This window comes from Streptomyces sp. NPDC005408, assembly GCF_040606445.1.
Taxonomy (GTDB): domain Bacteria; phylum Actinomycetota; class Actinomycetes; order Streptomycetales; family Streptomycetaceae; genus Streptomyces.
On the sequence record NZ_JBEXEX010000034.1, the window covers coordinates 62,424 to 79,195 of the forward strand.

The following is a 16,772-nucleotide window of genomic DNA, read 5'->3' on the forward strand; positions in this document are numbered from 1 at the left end:
TCGCTCCCGTCGAGGAGCTCGGATGGCCTGGCAGCCGCAGTTGGTACGACGCGTCGATGCCGCGGGGCACCCTGCGGCATCGCTGGGGCACGCGTTGGTCGACGACTACCTGGAGTTCGTGGCGGCACGCTGCCGACCGAACACCTTGCTGGCCACCGCCTACGACCTGAAGGTCTTCTTCTCGGTGGTGCCCAAGGAGCCGGCCGACGTCGTCACCGCTGACATCTTTGCGTTCATCACCGCACAGAAGAAGCCGCGGCGAGGGCCGATGGTCGTCCGGCTCGAGGACGGTGAAGCCGGGCTCTCGGCACGAACCATCAAGCGCCGGCTGGCCAGCATCTCCGGGTTGTTCGGCTACCTCATGACCCGCGACGACCTCGCCATCGGCCGCAACCCGGTGCCGACGGGGCTGGCCAACCGCCGTCGCAGCGGCAAGCGCGGGGCACCGCTGCTGCGCACGCCCCGCACCCTTCCGCGGGTCCTCGGGCCGGGTGAGGTTGAGGCGGTGCTCGGTGCGGTGAACACCGCACGGGATCGGGCCATGATCCTTGCGATGCTGCTGGGCGGACTGCGCCGCTGCGAGGTCCTCGGCCTGAACCTGGGCGACCTCTCACCGGGCGAGCGTCGGGTCTTCATCAGCGAGGGCAAGGGCGGGCACCAGCGCCTGATACCCGTCTCCGCGCAGTTCTTCACCGCGGTCGGCGACTACCTTGACCGTGAGTGTCCACCGGTCGACCACGACCACCTGTTCGTCGTCCTGCGCGGGCCGACCCGCGGTCGGCCGTTGTCCGCCGACGGCCTGGACGAGATCCTCGACGGCGTCCAGAAACGGACCGGCCTGTCGAGGTTGACCTGCCATCAGCTCCGGCACACCTGTTTGACCCGGTTGCGCGAGGCGGGCATGGCCCTGGAAGCGGTACAGGCCCAGGCCGGACACCGTTCCATCGAATCCACCCGCGTCTACATCCACTTGGCGAACAGCTGGCTCGTCGAGCAGTACCTGCAGGCGAGTGCCGCTATCGACGCAGATCGGGCGGGCAGTTGATGCGCCGGGCCCGCGCCGCGGCGCTGCCGATCGTGCGCCCAGACCTCGTCGAGTCCTACCTCATACACCGGGCCGCGCAGGGCATGAACACCGACCACAAGGTCCGCTGGGGCGCCCGCGCCCTGCTTGCCGCAGTGCCGGACCTGGCCGACTTCTACGCCGCCGACCGGCCGCCCCGCCAGTTGGTGTTCGACAGCGACTTCCCGATCGCGGACGAGCCGCTGCCCCGCTTCCTCGACGACGCTGCGGCCGCCAAGCTGCTGGCCGCCGCCCGCCGGGATCCCGATCCGTTCGCCCGGCTGGCGATCGAGATCCTCGCCCGCACCGGCATGCGCCGCAGCGAGGTGCTGGGCCTCACCATCGACGCGGTCGTCCAGATCGGCTCCGCCTACTGGCTCCGCGTCCCGGTCGGCAAGATGCACACCGACCGCTACGTTCCCCTGCACCCGCAGCTGAAGACGCTGCTGGACGACTGGCTGCTGCACCGGCCCGAGGGACTGCGCTCGAACCTGCTGTTCACCGACCACGGCCGCCCGGTCAACGCCTCCCGCATAGAGGCTGCGGTCCGCAAGGCCGGCGAGAGGGCCGGACTCGGCAGGGTCACTCCACACCAGCTCAGACATACTCTGGCCACCCAGGCGATCAACCGGGGCATGTCGCTGGAGGCCATCGCGGCTCTCCTTGGCCACCGGTCGTTGTCCATGACACGTGTTTACGCGCGGATCGCCGACCGGACCGTCGCCGACGAGTACTTCGCCGTCTCGGAGAAGGTCGAGGCCCTCTACGACGCCCCCCGCCAGCTGCCGGCGGACGCCGAGGGATCGGAGATGGCCAGACTCCGCCGGGAGATGCACCGCCGGATGCTCGGCAACGGCTACTGCGCTCGCCCTGTCGAGATGGACTGTCACTTCGAGTCGATCTGCGAGTCCTGCACGTTCTTCGTCACCACGATTGAGTTCCGGCCCACGCTCGAACGCCAGCGGGACGACGCAGCGGCCAAGGGACAGGTCGCCCGAGAACAGATCTTCGACGGCTTGCTGACCCGTCGCGACGAACAGACCGGATGACTCATCCTGACTCCGAGGACAGCGGAGTCCAGTTCTTGTCCTGCGATACGACAGCGCAGCCGTTCGGCCTCGTTGCTACGGACAGGACTCCTCGAACTTCACAGCGGTCAAGAACACTGGCTGACCTGTCAACTCGGCTCCTGCCGGGGGATCCTGGCTGCACACCTTCCAGTTCGACTCCACCACGACGACGCGATCCAGGCCAGAGGCGTCTGTCACCTCGATGCTCGTGGAGGGATCCAGAGCACCCGTCACAACTTTCACAGACTCGCCCCGGAAATCCGGCATCTTCCCGCCCGCCTCGGCGGGCTCCCTTTGGTCCTTCTCTGGGCAGGTCTCCTCGAGCTTGACAGCCCCGAGATCAATTTCGGTGTCTGTCGATCGTCGGCCTGGCTTCGGCGTCTGGAAGCAGACCTTCCAGTTCCGGTCGAGCACCTGGTTCCGGCCACGGCCGAGCGAGTCATGCGATGTGAGGACGTAGAAGCCAGCAGCTTGCGCGGCGTCCTGGGCGCTCTGCAACCCCTTGCCGACAAGGTTGGGAAGCTCCGCCGTCTTTACCTCTTCCGTGGCAGTCGGCGTCGTTGGCACTGGTGATTCAGCCGTCGGCTCTTTGGTGGGCTCCGACGTCGTTGGCGCCGGTGAACCAGTCTTCGGCGGAGCTTCCTTGGAGTCGTCGCCCCCGCACGCGGTGAGCGGCCGAAGCACCAGGGCGCTGAGGACTGCTGTGATGGCGTGGCGTCGCATGTGGTGATGGTGCCGAGCACCTCGATTCCCGCCTGCAGGCAGGGCCGCATATGCCGCAATTGTTACACGAAAGTACAGCCAGTGCGTCAACCTGAAGCCCCCAAGCAACTCCCGGGGTTGACACCGAGACCCGCATATTAGAGGCGCCCCGATGACGATCGTCTACGACCGGACCAAGACCGTGGTGCGGCGGCATGTCGCGCCGGGCGAGGCGGTCCCGCTGCATCCGGAGGCGGTCGCGTTCGCCGGGCACTACGACTTCGACATCGACGTGCTGGCCGCCTACCGGCCGCAGGGCAAGGGCCGGGTCGAGCGCCAGGTCCTGATCGTCCGTGACCACGTGCTGTCCGGCCGGTCCTTCTCCTCGATCCCGGAGATGGACGCGGCGTTCACCGCCTGGGTCCCCCTGCGGCGGGCCCAAGCCCACCGCACGCACCAGCAGATCATCGGCGAACGCGCGATCCGTGACCATGCCGCCCTCAGGCCACTGCCGCCGACTCCCTATCTGGTGACCGAACGGCATCTGCGGCCGGTCGGCAAGGACTGCCTGGTCGCGTTCGCCGGCAACCTCTACTCGGTGCCGGCCCGCAAGGTCCGACCGCGCCAACTGATCGAGATCCGGGCCACGAAATCGCAGGTCGTATTGCACGCGACGGTCCCGGACGCGTCCGGGACGACGCTGCTGGCCACCCATCCGCGGGCGGTTGGCCGCGGCGCCCGGGTGGTCGAGGAGGCGCACTGGGACGGCCTGCCCACCGGGCAGGGAAGGCGGACCACCACCGGCGACGGCACTCCCCAGCCTCGCCCCGCCGTCCCGGCCGGCCCGCTGCAGACCTTGCTGAACCGGGCGGCAGCCGCCCGCATCGAGGTCGGCCGCAGGCCGCTCTCGGTCTATGACGAGCTGACCGGAACCCGGCCCTTCACCCGATGCCCCCAGGACAAGGAGTCATCTTGAGCGAGCTGACCGGCAACCGCGTCCGCACCACGGCCGGCAAGCTCGGCCTGCCGCACCTGGCAGAGAGCGTCAACGAATACGTCCGCCGGGCGGACGAGTCCCAGATGGGCTACCAGGACTTCCTCGACCTGGTCCTCTCCGAGGAACTGGCCGTCCGTGACGACCGCCGCTTCCGCCAGGGCCTGCGGCTCTCCCGGCTGCCCCACCACAAGACGCTGGAGGAATACGACTTCTCCTTCCAGCCCGAACTCGACCCCCGCAAGGTCAAGGACCTCGCGACGCTCTCCTTCGTCGAGGCCAAAGCGAACGCCGCCCTGCTCGGCCCGCCCGGAGTGGGCAAGAGCCATATCGCCATCGCGCTGGCCGTCGCCGCCTGCCGGGCCGGCTACTCGATCTACTTCACCAGCCTCGACGACATGGTCCGCAACCTCAAAACCGCCGAGACCGCCGGCCGCCTGACCAAGAAGCTGGGCACCTACCTGCGTCCCGCCGTCCTGGTCGTCGACGAAGTCGGATACCAGCCCCTGGACCGCACCGAGGCGAACCTGGTCTTCCAGGTCATCTCCAAGCGCTACGAGAAGGGCTCGATCATCCTGACCTCGAACAAGACCTTCAGCGAATGGGGTCAGGTCTTCGGCGACGAAGTCCTCGCCACCGCGATCCTGGACCGCCTCCTGCACCACTGCGAAGTGATCTCCATCAACGGCCCCAGCTACCGCCTGAAGAACCGGCTCAAGGCCATCGAGCGAGAGACGGAAGTGGCATAAGGGTTTCACGGGGCACTTGGCGCGGTCTGCCTCTTCCATCGACGGCCGGATCTCAACGCGAAATAGGAGGTCACCGCCGTTGTAACAAGAGGAAGAAGCGGATACAGAACTGCCGTTCCCCACGACGTGAAGCTCTTGTCCACCACCTCGTAGGTTCCCCACGGCGTTCTGGCCGCGGGCACTACGTCCCCTCGCTTGCCGTCATAGCGCACCGTCACGGTGTTCATGTTGACGTCGCCCACAAGCCGACCCGAGCACTCAACGTGGCTTCCGCTTCGACTGCTTTCGAGTCGGCACTGCGAAAGACGAACCCGGACTTCGGTCCCAGCCAGTCCCAGCCGCACGAGCCCGAGAGCCCCCGCCCACACCGTTATCCCCAGAAACAGCACAGCGAGCACGCTCCAGGCCACAGCCGCTATGCCCCACCCCTTAGTTGCCATGGAGCCAGCATGGCGCACCAGGATCAGAGACAACTGGGGATGTTCGTCCGTACGCAGCTGGGGAGGAAAGTCCGTACGCCGACACCATCGCCCATGAGCTCAACCATCGTCCGCGCAAGACCCATGGCTACCGCACTCCGGCAGAGGTCTACGCTGGCCTCCTGAACAGCGGTGATGCGCTGGCCGCTTGAGCTCGCCGTCGCTTTTCGACACCGCTCCCCCGTGATTAGTGGGCGGTAGCCAGTGCCTGTGACGATCGGACTCGGCGCACTGCCGTATAGACGGCTGGAAGAATAAGGGAACGCGCTCCTGCCAGGACCGCGTCTTGTTCATTCATCGGGAGGGGACATGGCACTTTTCAAGCGCCGCAGTAAGGGAGCGACGGCCGCTCTCAGCACGACGCTGCCAGGGTTGAGCGGGGAGGCGAGACGCTTCTTCCAGGCTCTCGTGAGACATCATCAAAGAACCTTGGATCTGCTGACTCTCCAGGGCGCGGAACCGGCAGCGACCTGGAACCAGGTTTCGACAGTGGCGATTGCGCATGACAACCAGGTCAAGCTGGCGCTGCGCGATGTGGGGTCGAGGGTCAACCTGCTTGCCCCAGAGGTCCAGCGAGCCATCGCAGCCGCTTTGGAACAGTTCGCAGGCCGGCTCGGCGTTCGAGGCACCCTGGTGCAGGCATGGGGAACGGCCAAGGCGCTGAACGAGCGGTTCGAAGCCAGCTGGCAGCCCGGTGGGAAGCGCTTCTGGTGGCAGGAGATGCCTGTCGGTTTCGCTTGCATCCTCCACCCTGCAGCAGAGGGGCAGCCGGTGGTCGACGGCATCCTGATCTTTGACCACCAGCGGTTCGAGTTCACACCCGCCGTGGACACTGAGCCCCAATCGAGCTGGACGAAGTCGAAGGTGCGGAAGACGGAGAAAGTGGACCCCACCACGGCGGTTCTCCATCTTGACCCTGCAACGGGATGGGGGCGCGCTGATATTGCAAGCCGGACCATCCTGCCGGACGGGTTCTTTGCCGCGTAGCCAGCGGCGGGTCAGCCAGAGGAACCCCTTTCTCCTGCCCTCCGCGTCGTAGCGGTGACGCCAGCCGCACGGCGCGGACTTGGTACAGCCACCCGCAGTAGGTCGAGCCGCGGCCGTGCGCGGGAACCTGGGACTCTCGTTCGTGCCGCCGGTGGCGTCGAGACCGCCGTGGCGACGGCGCCAGTTGACGACGGCCGCACAGCCGACTCCGGCCATACCGGGTGTGATACTGGTGGACTCGCGTATTCAACTGTCGCGAGTATTGCCGCCAAAGTGTCGGTGCAGTCACTGTGTGTGCTGGGGCGTCGCAGGGGCATGGTCTGTGCTGGCAGCACCTCGCGTCTGGCCGTTGATGGCTAACCTGCTCTCATGCCGGAGAAGGTGCCCAAAGCGATCAAGCGTGTGAGCAAGCAGGACCTCGTAGGACTGAGTTCGAAGAGCGAGCGCCTCAACCTCGGCAGAGGACGCGGGCCTGGATGGCTTGATCAGCATCTGGCCGACGATGCGACGGGGTCTCTGCGAGCGATCCTTCTTGAGCATCCTCCTAAGCCCTGTTATCGCTGCCTTGTCCTGATCAAGCGGGCCGACCGAGAAGTCGAGCACTTCCTGCTCGACGTGCTGCCGGAGGATTTCGACCAGCTTGAGGACATCGCTGGCGAGGCTCTGCTCGCCTTCACCCGCTGGGCGTTGACGCAGATTCCGTTGAGTCCCCTTCCTGCGGAGTAGCAGGTTCATTCGGCCAACCGCAGGTCAGGTAGTGCTCCGCTTGGTCCGCCGCGTCCTGAACTCCTCAATCTTCCCCGCTCGCAGCACACGCCGGCGACGCACCGCCCTCGACGAGCATGCCCAGGAACTGATCGCCCGCATGATCAACAAGGGGATGGGCGCCAAGGAGATCTGGACCGAGCTCATGGACATCCACGACATCTCAGTGTCGATCGCGAACCTGCAGATCATGGCCACCAAGCAACGCCGGACGGCTCAGAACCAGCGGCGGCGGCTCCCCCGACAGCGCAAAGGCATCCTGGTGTGACTGTGCGGCCCAGTTGGCGTTTCGCCATCTGCCGCGGTCATGTTCACCGGCTCGAGCTTCAGGTGACGGCCGGGGACGAACAGTGGCACCCCCTTCACTGGTCAAGTCTGCAAGGCTGTCGTAGTCAACTGCAGCTGCATCAACAGGGAGTGTCGTGCTGAGGCGTTGCTGGTAATTCCGGCTATTGGAACCTGCGGAAAGCCACGGTTTTGATCACAGGGGGTGAGCCAGCGCGGTTTGGACTCTGTGCTCGGGACCTCGTTGAGCTTGGCGACACCCCCTCTCGGAAAAGGGAGCGATGTGTGAGGGCACACCCCGCGTTGGGGAGGCTCGTCCCTCGCAGCTACACCACCGGTTGCTCAGACTCCTGTTCCAGTGCCTTCGCCAAGGCGGGGTGCAGGACGGCCAGTTCGTGCCTCGGGATCTCTCAGGGTGTAGGGAGGCGGCGAGAAATCTCGCTGAGAACGGAGAAGGTGATCCTGGAATTCGGCGTGCCTGAACTGGTAAACCGGGCCGAAGGCCCGCAGGAGGCCAATCCGGTGGGCATCGTCGAGAAAATTCATCAGCTTCTTGGGGAAGTCGCCGCGTGCAGCCAGATAACGAAAAGTGATCCGGTGGGCCAGCCAGCTGTCATCTTCGGGGACGAGACCCCATGCCAGGCCGAGGCCGCCGAAGAACACAGCGCCGAGAACCGCCACATCCAGACGCTCCTCGGCCGCCCCAAGGACGCCACCACATGCCACACCGCAGACCGCGATGCCAGTCAGTCTGATCAGTCCCGCGTCGCGGTCTATGCGCCAAGAGGCGAAAGGAGTGTGCTGGTCGCTTTCCAAGGGGCCGGCAGCCCAGAACACAAAGGCCCAACCAAGGCAGTAACCTGTCAAAAGCACAAAGGTCCAGAAGAGGGTGTCGGCGGATGCGTGAGAAGTCAGCCAGACCGGCAAGCCGGGGATTTTCGCATCAGGGAAGGGCACCTGGTTCAAGCCGTAGAAAGTAATTCCGCCTACAGCCGCCGCCGCTCCTCCGCCCAGCAGGCACAGGCCGAGTCGAAGGAGGTGCCTAAGGCTCCGGGGATCTGCGGTAAGCAGTGTGTCTCTGAACAGCACGCCGCCGTACGCCTGGTCGCCCCGCTGATAGCCCCGGTAGCCGGTCACTGCGCCGCCAGCCAAACTGAAGAGGAAGATATAGGCGGGGCTATTCAGCCAGTGATTTGCAGCAATCCCTGCGACGGCACCCAGGATGACTCCGAGCGGGATGGAGATCAGCGCGTAGATCTTGGGAAGGACGTGACTAGGAAGGACAGTACGGGCCAAGCGCGTCCAGCGGAAGTCGCGGGTAGGCTCGCCGCTCCCGTCAGGGACGGGGGATTCCAGGAGATGCGGTCCTGGGGGCATCCAGGAGACGTAAAAGGCCAGGGACTCCATCCATCGTCGGACGTCCTCAGCCGCGTATCGACGTCGCGGCTGGAAAGGGTGCCGATCGTCGGGCGTGAGTTCTCTCGCATCGATGAGGCCAGGAATCAACTGATCGAACAGATGGCCGCGCAGAGCGTCGGCGTCAGCGCGCGAGATGGTGTCCAGCAAGACGGAGGTGTTCGTCTGCCGGTTGTTGTGGGCCACGCGGAGCAGCCAAAGGCCAAGAGGGGTGGAGACGGCCTCGGCCAGTGCAGTGGGTGGCTCGGCTGCCTCCAAGGCGTCGAGAATGGGCTGGCGCTGCGGGCCGGGCGGGTACCAGGCATGACGCAAATAACCCGCAGCTTCAACGGGTATGAGGGGAGAAGGTTCGATAACCGCTGCGGCGGTCAAAGGGCCTTTCCGCAGCACGGTTTGGAGATAGTGGTCCGTGCGGCTGGTGAGGATCAACATCTGTTCGTCTCGTTCCATCGCCCGCTGTAGAGCAGAAAACACCCGGACACGAGTCGTGGCAGGCAGCTCATCCAGGCCGTCCAGCACCGGCAGAATGCCGCGCGGCTTCACCAATTCACGCAGAGTCCTTCGGTCAAGTTTCCACAGTGCCGGATAGGTCTCGATGAGCTGTTTCTCCAGCCAGTCACGCAGTTCTTGGGTGCCGATTTCCTCCGGATTCCACTCGGTCAAGGTGAGAAGTACCGGCACGGGTTCGCCCGCCTGGCGGGGATTGACCAGCCTACGCACAAGTTGGACAGCCAACGTGGTCTTGCCGGCTCCCGCACCGCCGAGGATGACCAACCGTCGACGCTGCGAAGCCCGGAACCGCTCTACTAAGAGCGCGATCTGATCGCTGGATCCAGTCGACGGTGTGTCGACCACGTCAGGGTGGGCAGAAATGCCCTCACGCTCGGAGGGCTGCCACCGGACGGGCATTGGGTGTGGATCCCCCAACCCCCGATGGGCTTCCTCATCCTCCCATTGCCGCCGCACAAGATCGGTGAGCTTCTCGCGGGCGGATTCCAGATCCGCTGGCGTCCATTGCCGGGACCACACCCACAGTCCCCAGGCGAGCGCGGGGAATGCTGCGACTGCCGTGATCAGCCCGGCGACCTGCCCAGCGGTGTCGAGGCTGCCCAGCAAGAGAACTACAGCGATTACGGTCAGCGCGGCGGCAAGGCCCAGCATCCCGGCGATAAGCAACTTGCGTCGCATGTCCGTCCCCCTCATGTCCTCATGATGACTGGCCGATGTCGCGATGTCCCCCACTCCTCAAATGGGGTGAGCGAGTTCGCCGGCCTTCCCGGCTCAGGAGAGGGCGGAGGACTGATTTGGTTCCACGTTGGATCACCTTGGCGGCGTACGCGTTGTCTTGGCCTGCTGCGATGCGCTGCCAGGTGTCGGCAGTTGTCTGGCAGACGCCGAGAAGTCGACTGACGACGACGGCGGGCAGTTCGCCCGCCAGCTCTACCAGAACCGTGTTGCGGGACACCCGCGGGCGTATGCCCAAGTCGTGCAGGCGGCGCCTCATCTGGCCGCAGCTGAGGCGCTGGCCGGGGAAGCGTCCGGGGAACAGCCAGCGGACCTGCCGCGGAGTATCGGCCCTGTGTGCCTGGCCGTACAGGTGGCGCAGGTAGGCGTCCAGAGGCGGCGGCATCTCGGCGGGCACCGGGCCGAGGCGGAGGGCCACCCTGTCCGGGGCGAGGGTGACGTCCTCAGTGGTCAGATACGCGATCCGGGACGGTGGCTGGGCAAACAGGAGGACGAGCAGGCCGGCCATCTTGTCGGCCACTGCAACGGCGTCATCGTTGAGGAGCCAGTGGACCACGGCCCAGCGGGTGTCCTGGGCGATGATCTCGCCGGTGATGCCGGGGGCACGCAGCGGCACGGCCAGGGGCCGGGTGTGGTCGTTGCGGCTGGTCCAGGTCAGGAAGGGGTGGACGTCGGCCCGGTGGGCGGGGCCCTCGTCCAACCAGGCGTCGACCTGGTCCTGGGTGCAGGTGCTCAGGATGGTGTCTTGCGTGGTCAGCCAGTTGATCAGGTGCGCTGCCTGGCGCACCTGGCTGCGAGCCCCGTGCACCTGTCCCTCGGTCAGGGGGCGACGGCGGGAACGGTCGCGCAGTCGGCGCAGCAGGTGCCAGGTGATGAAGGCGTGCAGCAGTCGGCATCCCTCCCGGTCCTGGACTCGTGTGAGCTCGCCGGGCAGCCAGCGTTCCAGGGCGGCGAGGTGCTCGTCGCGGGCCGGCAGGACGCCGCCGGACACCAGGATCATCCGCAGGTTCTGCACGATTTTCACCGGGCGCAGCCGATCCAGCGTGGCGTGGGTGACGGGGGCGCGCCCGGTGGCCAGGGCGCGCAGCATGGTCACGCGCTCAGGGCGGCGTTCGAGCCACCACAGCAGGGTGAGCGGATCACGTCGCGAGAGTGCCTGGAGGATGGGTTCGACCTCGGGACGGATCTGACCGTCGACACTGAGGATGCCGTGCAGCCGGTGGCGAACCGCGCAGGCAGCACACATCCCGCGGTAGTGGAGGTGGGCCGTCGTGCCGCAGTCCCGGCAGGGATGTTGGCTTGCGGGGTGCTTGCGCCAGCAGGTCTGGCATACGCCTTCCCCCTCGGGAGTCCGGGCGAAGATCCGAACGGTCTTGCCGCAGGCGGCACACGGGCGGCGTTCTGCCCCGCACATGGTGCACATCGGGCGGCCGTCCGGCGTGCGGTAGCTGACGTAGTGGGCTCGGCCGCACCCGGCGCACGCTTCGCGCCGGCGGTTTTGTGTCGGCACGCCTCGCAGGTGGGGGTGTCGCTGTCGGCGTAGTTGCAGGGCCGTCGTTCTCCGCAGCCGGAGCAGATGGCGGTGGGCGGCCGGTAACAGCGGTCACACACTGCCTCGCCCTGGATGCGCGCGCGGATCGTGCGGTGCTGGCCACACCGGGAACACACCCGGTGTCCGAGCGGGTCGTGGGTTCGGCAACTCCCGCACAGCGGACGGCCGTCGAGGGTACGGGCCATCACCGGCCGACTGCGCTCGCAGCGGGAACAGGGCTGCGCACGCAGGTCCGCCCGGCACCTCTCACAACAGCGGACGCCCTCGCGCACCTTCGTCAGCGGCACAGCGCGCCCACACGAAGGGCACGGAGGAACGATCAGGTCCTGGGCACCGCACTCTTGCAGGGCCCCAATCAGCGCGACCGTCTTGCGCGGGCCGCGAGCGCCGCCGCCGATCAGCAGATCGGGATGGTCCAACAGCGCCCACAACAGTTGGCGTTGGCGATTCCTGACCGGCTCGATGCCGCGTACGACCTCGGAAATCACGTCGGCGGACAGCTCGGGACAGGCCCGTTGAATCAGCCTGGACAACTCCGCCATCGGATCCGCACCGCCTTCGGGCGGATGCGAGGAGCAGCGGGGACGACCCTGCCGGTCACGGAAGGCGATGTCGTGACGGCCGCAGACGGCGCACGGGTTGGCTTGTCGGCGCATCTTGGCCTGGCATCGCTCGCAGATGCGGGCGGTGCCGTCCGGTCCCACGCCGGTCAGGCGGCCGTCCTCGCCGCACATGCCGCAGCGCGGCACCTGTACGTGCTGGGCACCGTGGCGGCGCAGGACTCTGGTCAGCCGTTCCAGGAAGGCTGGCGCCTCCGGCCGTCCGGACGTCAGCCACGCAGGATCGTCCAGCAGCATTGCGGCCAGCGCCCGCCGGTGCGGGGCCCGTTTGAGGGTGTCCACGAGCAGCGTGCGCACCGTCTCGGCCGTCAGCGTGGGTTCCAGGGCGCAGACCACCTCCGCGATCACTGCCTCCGGCGCGGTCGCGTGGCGTGGCAGCCCAGCGGCGTGCACCGCTTACTCCTCCGAGGGCACGACGCGGGCGCGCTTGGGACGGAAGTCCCCGACGCACGGCGCCTGCCCGGACTCCGCGCTGTCACCGCTCGATACCCTCTTGCCGCGCGAAGGTTGGGCGGCGACCGGTTCGATCAGGTCCTCCATCGTGCAACCCAGGATGTCCAGCAGCACCATCAGCGTCTTCAGGCTCAGGCGTTCGGGCCGCTCGACGACCAGCCGGTACGTCTGACTCGGCGAGAGATCGATGCCCCGCTCGGCCAGCTGGGGGCGCAGATCGGTGGTGGAGAACATCCCCCGGGTGGCCATCACCTTCCGCAGATGCCACCGGTAGTCCGGTTTCCCCGTCATTTCGTCGTCTCCCTACTGGCCATGGCGAAGAGCCCTATCCAACACGGCGCGCATCATCGTGTTCATGAAGTCGCCACTGACCCCGGTGTAGAGCGCGGTCGTCGAGGCGAAGCGGTGCCCGACCTGGCGCTGGACGAACGCCGGATCGGCGCCGTCTTCGATCTGGTGCGTGACGTGGCTGTGCCGCAGGGAGTGGGGGACGAGGTCGCCGTCCAGTCCGAGCCCATCCCGGTACTCCGCGAACCGCTCCTCGATGTCCCGGCTCTGCAGCCGCCCTCCCCGCTCGGTGGGCCACAGCGCCGCACCGGCGCACGTGCGGTAGCGGGGGCGGATGTTGGAGAAGTAGTCGTCGACCGCCTCCACCGCCCACGGCATCACGCTGAGCACGGTGCGCCGCTTCGGGGGCGATCCCTTGGTGCGCTTGCCCCAGCGCACGTGCAGCGACCCGAACCGGCCCAGCTCCGGCGCCTTGGGGTTGCGGTACCAGTCGGCGACGTCCAGCTTGGATGTCTCCGTGCAACGCAGCCCCCAGCCGTAGATGACCTTGAAGACGGTGGCATCCCGGTAGGCGGCCAGCGCACCCTTGCGCCCCAGCCGGATGGCCCGGTCAACCTGGGCGTCGGCGTAGTCGAGGAAGCACTGGATCTCCTCGCGCGTCATCGGGCGGCGGGACGCCTCGGCCTCGTAGTCGACCAGGTGAGCAGCGGTGTTCCACTCGTGGCAGATCTGCACCGGGTGCGTGCCGAAGCGCAGTTCGCACTCCTGCGGCCACTGGTAGTGCGGCGAGGTGATGTAGTCGCAGAACATCCGCACCGCGGTCTGGTAGTTGCGGATCGTCGACTCCGCCCGGTGCAGCTCGGCGATCAAGTACGTCGCCCACTCGTCCATCGCGGCGGCCGACCAGTGCCAGGGGTACGCCTCGGCGAAGGCGTTGAACCGGCGCACCACGCTCAGGCGGTCGCTGATCGTCTTCGGCTGCAGACGCCGACCGCCACGCTGCTGGCGTGCCCAGCCCTCCAGCATCGCCTCGAAGACGGTGTCTTCGGGATGCAGGAGCGTCACGCCGTTCAACAGCACCAGGCGCGCGGAACCCTCGCTCAGGTCGGTCGTCGTCACGCTCCCTCACTTTCAGAGAGTGCGCGAATGATGCATCAGATGAAAGATCCTCAGCAAGAGGGCAGCCCAGAACACCGCAACCACCGTCCACGGGAGGTACGTTGATGTCGCAGCTCCCCAGTTCAGCCGGTCCGGGATCGTGCATCGGATGCAATTCCCCGGAGTTATGAAATTGGCAGTCATCGCGGCAGTAGTGGCAGCGGCATCAACCGGATGCGCTGACAACCCCGACTCGGGCACGGCACATGCAGCCCCGAAACCGCAGCAGACGGCGCCGACCTACCACCGACTGATCATGCCGGACTCCCTGGCGCACGGCCACTACCAGCGTGATCACGATGCAGCTGCCCCGGACGAGACGCTGGCCGAGCTCATGGCGGGCCAAGTCGAGCACCCGAAAGCTGCCTTCGGCGCCTACGACCCCGTGACCAAAGACTCACAGGCAACGGTCCTGTCCGTCACCGGCGTCTACGGCACCGTTCTGAGCCCCGTGACGGCACGCGACGAACTTCTTCGGTTCCTGGACCGTCGCGATAACGGGCCGCGACCCTTGGCTGGTCCCCGCACGATCACCCCACCCGGCTCCCAGGAGCCGCTGCAGTGCCGTGTGACCACTCGGAGGATGCCTGCCGTGGACTTCGACACGGTGGCGGCGGAGTGCACCTGGGCGGACGCATCCAGCGTCGCGACGGTGAGCGAGGTTCTGCGCTCCAACGTCAAGCCCGAAGACGTGGACCTTGACGCCTTCGCCACAGAGGTGAACGCCATCCGCAAGGACGTACGGGCAAGCTGAGATAGGCAACGCCCCGCCGTTCCGACCAGGTCGGCCCCCCGCGCTGACGTCTACGGACGATTTCAGGGAAAACTCCCAGCTGAGGCGCTCAGTCACACCTGATCCGGATCGCTCCAACTTCGATGAGACGCTCCACCTTCAGTGAGACAGGACAGCGGCGCACGCGGTGATCGAATCGTGTGGCGTCTACGGGGGAGTGGGGTGGAGGGGGTTGCCAAGGCTCAACGGCGGACGACGTTGACGGTCGCCGTCGCTGCCGCACCACCAACGGCCGCCGCGGCATCGCGATCAGGGCCAGGATGGCGGCGGCTGTCAGCAGTATCCGACATGCCGGGCAAGGTCGCGGACTTCCTCCGCGCGGCCGACCTGGAGCCCGCCGAGCGCGCCGCGCTCGACCAGGGCCAGGCCGTACGGCGCGGCCAGGGCTACACCCTGCGCGTCAGTGCCACCCCCGCAGTTCACCGCCAACTCCTCGCCTACTGCCAACCCTCGACGGCACCCCGGGGACCTCGGCGGTCCCGGCGCAGCGCAAGGCCCGCCGCGAGTACGAGAACCGCGTCAGCGCCCTCCCGGGTGCTACAGCCAGACCGTGATCGTGCTCAGCGCCAAGGGCTGTGCCGGACGTTCCCGCGAAACGGCTCCATCGGCCCTCGGGGCGGGGTAGACCGTCGACATGGAACCGGATGAAACCGCCCTCCCGGACATCTGTGATCTCTGCGGGCAGCCGCTGGACGAAGAGACGGAGCTGCTGGCGCTTGTCGACGACTCCTCCGCCATCCACACCAGCGACCCGAAGATGGACGGCAAACGACTGGTGACCGTGTGCTCGCCCGACCACCTCACGGAACTACAGCGGCAGTACGCGGAGCGGCCCTACTCCGAGCCGGAGTTGTGGGCAGGCAAGATCGCCCGCGCGATGCGTTCCTATCCGAACGGGATCAAGCCCAAGCAGCTGCGACGTGAGACCGGACTAACTGATCAGCAGATCGAGGCGGCCGTGAACTGGGGCAACGAGCGTGCCCGGCGGCACCGGTCCGGCGAGTCTGACGGAGCTGAGTAGACAGGCACAGGCAACCCAGCCACGGCCACGAAGCCCTGAAAGCTACCAGCCGGTTACTTGTCCCCTGGTGTCCGGGCTAGGACTACGGGGCCGACACCTTGGGCGCGCGGCGCCTGGGCTGGTTCTGGGCTGACGAGCACGCCATGGATTTCACCGCTCTCGAGCCGCATCCCATCGAGGACCTGGTGCTGCCCGGCGACGCGATCCGGCACCGGCCCGTCCCCCAAGGCGACGCTTCGCCGGTGCCGGACATGGAGCCGTACGGCCCCGTTCCCGGCATGCCGGTCCAGATCAGGGTGGGCGGCCTGTGGCATCGCGGTTGGGCCAGCTGGCGCGTCCACGATCCGGAGGGCGACCGGATCGTGGTGCGAATCTACTTCCAAGACCGCGGCTGGCCGATGGCCCACTACCGCTGCTACTGGTGGGATCCGGCGGCGTTCCGGTCTGGCTAAGCGCTTTTCGGCTTCCTGCCACCGGCTTCCTGCCACCGGCCTTCTTCGCCGGCGTCTTCTTGGCAGCCGCGGTGGTCTTCTTCTCGGTGCGCTTCTTGGGCACGGCATGGACAGTGGCGCGCTTGCTCGGCTCGCCGCGCGCCGATTCGGCCTTGGCGACGGATTCGTTCAGCGCGGCCATCAGGTCGACGACCTGGGCAGGCGGCGCCTGCTGCTCGGCAGCGGGTACCCCCCGGCCTTCGATCTTGGCGTTGATCACCTCGGTCAGGGCCTCGGTGTAGGTGTCGGCGAAGCCCGAGAGGTCGTCGGCGTCGAATGCTGAGGCGAGGGCGAGCGCGCCTTCAATCTCGCTCTCGTCGACCTCCGACTCAGGGGCATCGACAGCACTGGGGGAGCGGACCTCGTCCGGGGCAAGGAGCTGCTGGAGGACCAGGACGTCATCATTCACTCTCAGCAGGCCAAGCCGGGTGCGGTCCCGGAGCGAGTACCGGACGATGGCAATCTTCTCGGTGCGCTGCAACGCCTTGACGATCAGCGTGTACGGCTTGGCTGCGACGTCGCCTTTCGCGGCCAAATAGTACGAGCGTCCTAGGGTCTGTCCGGCGGATCATGTGACCTCCTCGTCCTGAGCTCGTTGACGTGTCCATGGGGCGGGGAGATCTATCGAACGAGGAATGGAC

General features: G+C 66.9%; 14 protein-coding genes and 2 pseudogenes. 9 read left to right on the top strand and 7 right to left on the bottom strand.

Going from position 1 to position 16,772, the window contains the following annotated elements; genetic code table 11:
- Positions 1-22: 22 nt before the first annotated feature.
- A complete protein-coding gene (locus ABZS64_RS27055) occupies positions 23-1,045 on the top strand; it encodes a tyrosine-type recombinase/integrase (protein WP_355834821.1) in 1,023 nt (340 codons plus the stop codon).
- Positions 1,045-2,112 (top strand): site-specific integrase, encoded by a 1,068-nt coding sequence (locus ABZS64_RS27060; RefSeq protein WP_355834824.1) that lies wholly within the window; start codon positions 1,045-1,047, stop codon positions 2,110-2,112. Before ABZS64_RS27055 ends, ABZS64_RS27060 begins: the two co-directional genes overlap by 1 nt.
- A 75-nt stretch (positions 2,113-2,187) precedes the next feature.
- On the opposite strand, the gene ABZS64_RS27065 is transcribed toward ABZS64_RS27060, so the two are convergent.
- Positions 2,188-2,856: a hypothetical protein gene (locus ABZS64_RS27065; protein WP_355834827.1), complete on the bottom strand. Its 669-nt coding sequence runs from the start codon at positions 2,854-2,856 to the stop codon at positions 2,188-2,190.
- 148 nt (positions 2,857-3,004) lie between these two features.
- Between ABZS64_RS27065 and ABZS64_RS27070 the strand changes: the two are divergent.
- From ABZS64_RS27070 to ABZS64_RS27090, 5 genes and pseudogenes are all read left to right on the top strand, one after another.
- Positions 3,005-3,811 (top strand): annotated as a pseudogene (locus tag ABZS64_RS27070) (IS21 family transposase); the annotation flags it as partial.
- The gene (gene istB, locus ABZS64_RS27075) at positions 3,808-4,578 is read left to right on the top strand and encodes an IS21-like element helper ATPase IstB (protein WP_355834831.1); all 771 of its coding nucleotides are present in this window, start codon (positions 3,808-3,810) and stop codon (positions 4,576-4,578) included. The pseudogene ABZS64_RS27070 and the gene istB, both read left to right, overlap by 4 nt.
- Positions 4,579-5,366: 788 nt before the next feature.
- Positions 5,367-6,044 (top strand): hypothetical protein, encoded by a 678-nt coding sequence (locus tag ABZS64_RS27080; RefSeq protein ID WP_355834832.1) that lies wholly within the window; start codon positions 5,367-5,369, stop codon positions 6,042-6,044.
- A gap of 369 nt (positions 6,045-6,413) precedes the next feature.
- Positions 6,414-6,770, top strand: coding sequence for a hypothetical protein (locus ABZS64_RS27085; protein ID WP_355834835.1), 357 nt, complete (start codon positions 6,414-6,416; stop codon positions 6,768-6,770).
- Positions 6,771-6,801: 31 nt separating this feature from the next.
- Complete coding sequence (locus ABZS64_RS27090; RefSeq protein WP_355834838.1) at positions 6,802-7,077, top strand: hypothetical protein; 276 nt, start codon at positions 6,802-6,804, stop codon at positions 7,075-7,077.
- Positions 7,078-7,436: 359 nt separating this feature from the next.
- Here ABZS64_RS27090 and ABZS64_RS27095 read toward each other — a convergent pair whose 3' ends face one another.
- The 4 genes from ABZS64_RS27095 to ABZS64_RS27110 all read right to left on the bottom strand — a co-directional run bounded on the left by ABZS64_RS27095 (position 7,437) and on the right by ABZS64_RS27110 (position 13,787).
- Positions 7,437-9,698, bottom strand: coding sequence for an NACHT domain-containing protein (locus tag ABZS64_RS27095; RefSeq protein WP_355834840.1), 2,262 nt, complete (start codon positions 9,696-9,698; stop codon positions 7,437-7,439).
- Positions 9,699-9,717: 19 nt separating this feature from the next.
- On the bottom strand, positions 9,718-11,001 hold the full coding sequence (locus tag ABZS64_RS27100; RefSeq protein WP_355834843.1) for a hypothetical protein: 1,284 nt from the start codon (positions 10,999-11,001) through the stop codon (positions 9,718-9,720).
- Positions 11,002-12,323: 1,322 nt separating this feature from the next.
- Complete coding sequence (locus ABZS64_RS27105; RefSeq protein WP_355834846.1) at positions 12,324-12,671, bottom strand: helix-turn-helix transcriptional regulator; 348 nt, start codon at positions 12,669-12,671, stop codon at positions 12,324-12,326.
- A 12-nt stretch (positions 12,672-12,683) separates the two neighbouring features.
- Complete coding sequence (locus ABZS64_RS27110) at positions 12,684-13,787, bottom strand: tyrosine-type recombinase/integrase (protein WP_355834848.1); 1,104 nt, start codon at positions 13,785-13,787, stop codon at positions 12,684-12,686.
- A 295-nt stretch (positions 13,788-14,082) separates the two neighbouring features.
- On the opposite strand from ABZS64_RS27110, the gene ABZS64_RS27115 reads away from it, so the two are divergent.
- Complete coding sequence (locus ABZS64_RS27115) at positions 14,083-14,580, top strand: hypothetical protein (RefSeq protein ID WP_355834851.1); 498 nt, start codon at positions 14,083-14,085, stop codon at positions 14,578-14,580.
- Between the two features lie 312 nt (positions 14,581-14,892).
- Here the strand turns inward: ABZS64_RS27115 and ABZS64_RS27120 are convergent, their stop codons facing one another.
- A complete protein-coding gene (locus ABZS64_RS27120; protein WP_355834854.1) occupies positions 14,893-15,042 on the bottom strand; it encodes a hypothetical protein in 150 nt (49 codons plus the stop codon).
- 211 nt (positions 15,043-15,253) lie between these two features.
- On the opposite strand from ABZS64_RS27120, the gene ABZS64_RS27125 reads away from it, so the two are divergent.
- On the top strand, positions 15,254-15,640 hold the full coding sequence (locus ABZS64_RS27125; RefSeq protein WP_355834857.1) for a hypothetical protein: 387 nt from the start codon (positions 15,254-15,256) through the stop codon (positions 15,638-15,640).
- 291 nt (positions 15,641-15,931) lie between these two features.
- Here the strand turns inward: ABZS64_RS27125 and ABZS64_RS27130 are convergent.
- Positions 15,932-16,669: pseudogene (locus ABZS64_RS27130) on the bottom strand (Ku protein); the annotation flags it as partial.
- Between the last annotated feature and the right edge of the window lie 103 nt (positions 16,670-16,772).